The organism is Stutzerimonas stutzeri, assembly GCF_024448935.1.
GTDB lineage: Bacteria > Pseudomonadota > Gammaproteobacteria > Pseudomonadales > Pseudomonadaceae > Stutzerimonas > Stutzerimonas stutzeri_AO.
The window spans coordinates 1-3,018 of sequence record NZ_JAMOIE010000179.1 but is presented as its reverse complement, the minus strand read 5'-3'; the positions used below and the strand labels follow the sequence as shown (position 1 = coordinate 3,018).

The window sequence follows — 3,018 nt, the reverse complement described above, 5'->3', positions numbered from 1 at the left end:
TTGCAGCTTGCTTGATTCACCCTACGTCTAATTTGAATTCACGACGAGACGAGCCGACACATGAGTCTTTCCCTTCGCGATCAGCTGCTCAAAGCCGGGCTGGTCAATGAAAAGCAGGCCAAACAGGCCGGCAAGCAACAGCAGAAACAGCAGCGCCTGGTGAAGAAAGGCCAGGCTGAGCAGGACACCTCGCAACGCGATGCGGCACTTAAGGCGCATGCCGAAAAACTTGCCCGCGACCAGGAGCTGAACCGTCAGCAGCAGGAAAAAGCCGAACAGAAGGCCCGCATCGCGCAGGTCAAGCAATTGATCGAAGGCAGCCGCCTGCCTAAGTTGACCACCGAGGACTACTACAACTTCGTCGACGACAAGAAGGTCAAGCGCCTGTCGGTGAACAAGCTGATGCGCGACAAGCTCTCCAGTGGCTCGCTGGCTATCGTCCGCCATGGCGGCGGTTATGAAGTGATCCCGCGTGAGGCGGCACTGAAAATTCAGGAGCGCGACCCGCGCCGCATCGTGCAGCTCAACGTTCAGACCGAAGCGCCGGATGCCGACGATCCTTATGCCGCTTACCAGATCCCCGACGATCTGATGTGGTAAGAGCCGGTCGATCCTCGGTGCAGCCAGTCAGTAAGGCATATTGTCGAGGCGGGCGTCCTGTTGGCTGCCGTTAGGGTCACTATCCGTGGCTCGTGCGCTCTGCGCGACCACGACCACCGCGCAGCCGCTCCTGAGGAGCCAGCTTGCTGGCGAATGCGTATATCGGTTCGCGAGCAAGCTCATTTGGCGACTGCGCTGCGGATGTAGCAGTTAGAGGCGTTCCCGAGCACCTCCGACGGGAGGATGGATCTATGGCCGCCTTGTGGCGTCTACTGCAATAGCCCGACCGGGCTTTCGGTTGCAATAGGAGGACTCAAATGGAAACCACAGGTTATTCGGACGAGATCGATACGCTCAGCTGGCATGCCCACGGCGTGCCCGGTGACCCCGAAGAGCCCGGCGTGCCGGACCTGCCGAGCGAGCCCGGCGAGCCGACTATCCCGGATCAGCCGCCGCCAGACCCGGTCGCCTGACAGCCGTCATCACGCCGGACCAGCGGCCCGCGCGAGCAGGTCGACCACCTGCTCGTCGCTGGTTTGCTCGAAGTTGCCGTAATGACAACCGACCCCGATGAACGGCTCGGGCATTGCCAGGCAGACCAGCTCATCCACTTCTGTTTTCAACGTTTCGATCACATCCCGCGGACCCACTGGCACGGCGAGGACCACGTGGCTCGGTTTCGATTGCTTGAGCCCCTTCAACGCTGCCCGCACCGTGGCACCGGTGGCGATGCCATCATCGATCACGATGACGCAGCGATCCGTGAGCACGGGGGCTGGCCGCTCGCCACAGTAGCGATGCCGACGGCGTTCCAGCTCGGTCAGTTGGCGCTGCATTTCTTCTTCGAACCAGCTCGGTGGCGGTGCGATCTGGTTAAGCAATTCCTGGTTGATCACCCACTTCGGCTCGGCGCCGTCGATCACCGCGCCCAGGGCCAGCTCTTCGTTACCCGGCGCGCCGATCTTGCGCACCAGCACCAGGTCCAGCGGGGCCTTGAGGCTTCGCGCCACCGCGAAGGCAACGGGTACGCCGCCGCGCGGCAGGGCCAGCACCAGGGGCGAATCCGCCGCAAGGTGTCGCAGGGCTTCGGCCAACTCCTGGCCGGCATGGGTGCGGTCGCGAAACAGTTTGGATTCGGGCATCAAGACGCGCATGGCTCACTCTCCGAATGGGTAGGTATCCGGAACGCTCTGTTCGTCGATCTGCTGGGGGCCGATCGGTTTGACCGCGTGGGTCTGTTCGAGCCAGAGCAGGGCGTCGAACTGTTCAGACAGTATGGCTTGGAAATAATGGCTCTGGCGTTCGGTAGCCGGACGGTAGATCACCCCAATGGCCCGCTCGAGGCGCGGCCTGGCCAATGCTTTGCGAAGCTGCGGATCGTCGCGCCATGTGGTTAGCGAAGCCGGTAGCCCAGTGCGCAGGAACAGCTGCTCCCAGCTGTCCGGGCGCGACGGCCGAATCTGTTTGATCTGCATGGGTTCGTCCCAGTTGTCGGCCGCCGCCACCTCGCCGCGGTCGGTGCCCATGCCGATCAGCACCGCATCGCGACCGAAGGCGGTGCGGCACAGCTCGCCGATATTGAATTCGCCGCCCCAGCCCATGGAGGTCGAAGCGGCGTTGCCGATGTGCGAGTTGTGTGCCCAGACCAGCGCCTTGGCACCCTCACCGCGATGCGCCAGTAGGGCCTGCAGGGTGTCGAACATGTGCCGATCACGCAGGTTCCACGATTCGGTCGAGCCCTGGTACATGGCTCGGTAGTACTGCTCGGCGGCGAGCACGACGCGGGCATTCTGCTCGGCATTGAAGAAGCTGCTACCGTCCTTCTTCATGTATTCCAGCCGCTGGTCGAGCAAGGCGCGCAGCTGTTCGACCACGGCGCCCTCGCAGGACGGTTCGCCGCGCATCACGTTGCGACCGTAGAGCGCCGGCTCGTCATGCCAAGGGCTGAGGCAGCCATATCGGCGCCGCGCGGTTGCGGCGGCGTCCGGGTCGACCCGGTCGAGATAGCCGAGCACCTCCTGGATCGAAGCACCCAGGCTGTAGACGTCCAGCCCGCGAAATTCCACCCGTTGTTCGGCGGCCAGGCCATGGTTGTGGCCACGCAGCCAACGGGCGAAATCAGCGACCTCCTGGTTGCGCCACATCCAGGTCGGAAAGCGTTTGAAGCCTTCCTCGACCCAGGCGGGTGGCTGGTGGTGACGCACGTAGCGGTCGATCTTTGCCGCATCCGGCCAGTCGGCTTCGGCGGCGACGATGCTGAAGCCGTGTCGCTCGATCAATCGGCGGGTTATCGCCGCTCGGGCGCGGTAGAACTCCGACGTGCCGTGGCTGGCTTCGCCGATCAACACCACCCGTGCGTCTGCAAACTGCTCGAAGGCGTCGGCAAATTCCGGATCATCAATGTCGGGCAATACGGTC

At 63.3% G+C, this 3,018-nt stretch carries 4 protein-coding genes; 2 read left to right on the top strand and 2 right to left on the bottom strand.

Annotated elements, in window-relative coordinates; translation table 11 throughout:
- The first annotated feature begins 60 nt into the window (after positions 1-60).
- Both NA637_RS24440 and NA637_RS24435 read left to right on the top strand, forming a co-directional pair.
- The gene (locus tag NA637_RS24440; RefSeq protein WP_045425605.1) at positions 61-600 is read left to right on the top strand and encodes a DUF2058 domain-containing protein; all 540 of its coding nucleotides are present in this window, start codon (positions 61-63) and stop codon (positions 598-600) included.
- Between the two features lie 317 nt (positions 601-917).
- The gene (locus NA637_RS24435; protein WP_256075123.1) at positions 918-1,073 is read left to right on the top strand and encodes a hypothetical protein; all 156 of its coding nucleotides are present in this window, start codon (positions 918-920) and stop codon (positions 1,071-1,073) included.
- Between the two features lie 9 nt (positions 1,074-1,082).
- Here NA637_RS24435 and NA637_RS24430 read toward each other — a convergent pair whose 3' ends face one another.
- Entirely contained in the window at positions 1,083-1,754 is a 672-nt protein-coding gene (locus NA637_RS24430) for a phosphoribosyltransferase (RefSeq protein WP_256075122.1), read from the bottom strand.
- A gap of 3 nt (positions 1,755-1,757) precedes the next feature.
- Complete coding sequence (locus NA637_RS24425) at positions 1,758-3,011, bottom strand: erythromycin esterase family protein (protein ID WP_256075124.1); 1,254 nt, start codon at positions 3,009-3,011, stop codon at positions 1,758-1,760.
- Between the last annotated feature and the right edge of the window lie 7 nt (positions 3,012-3,018).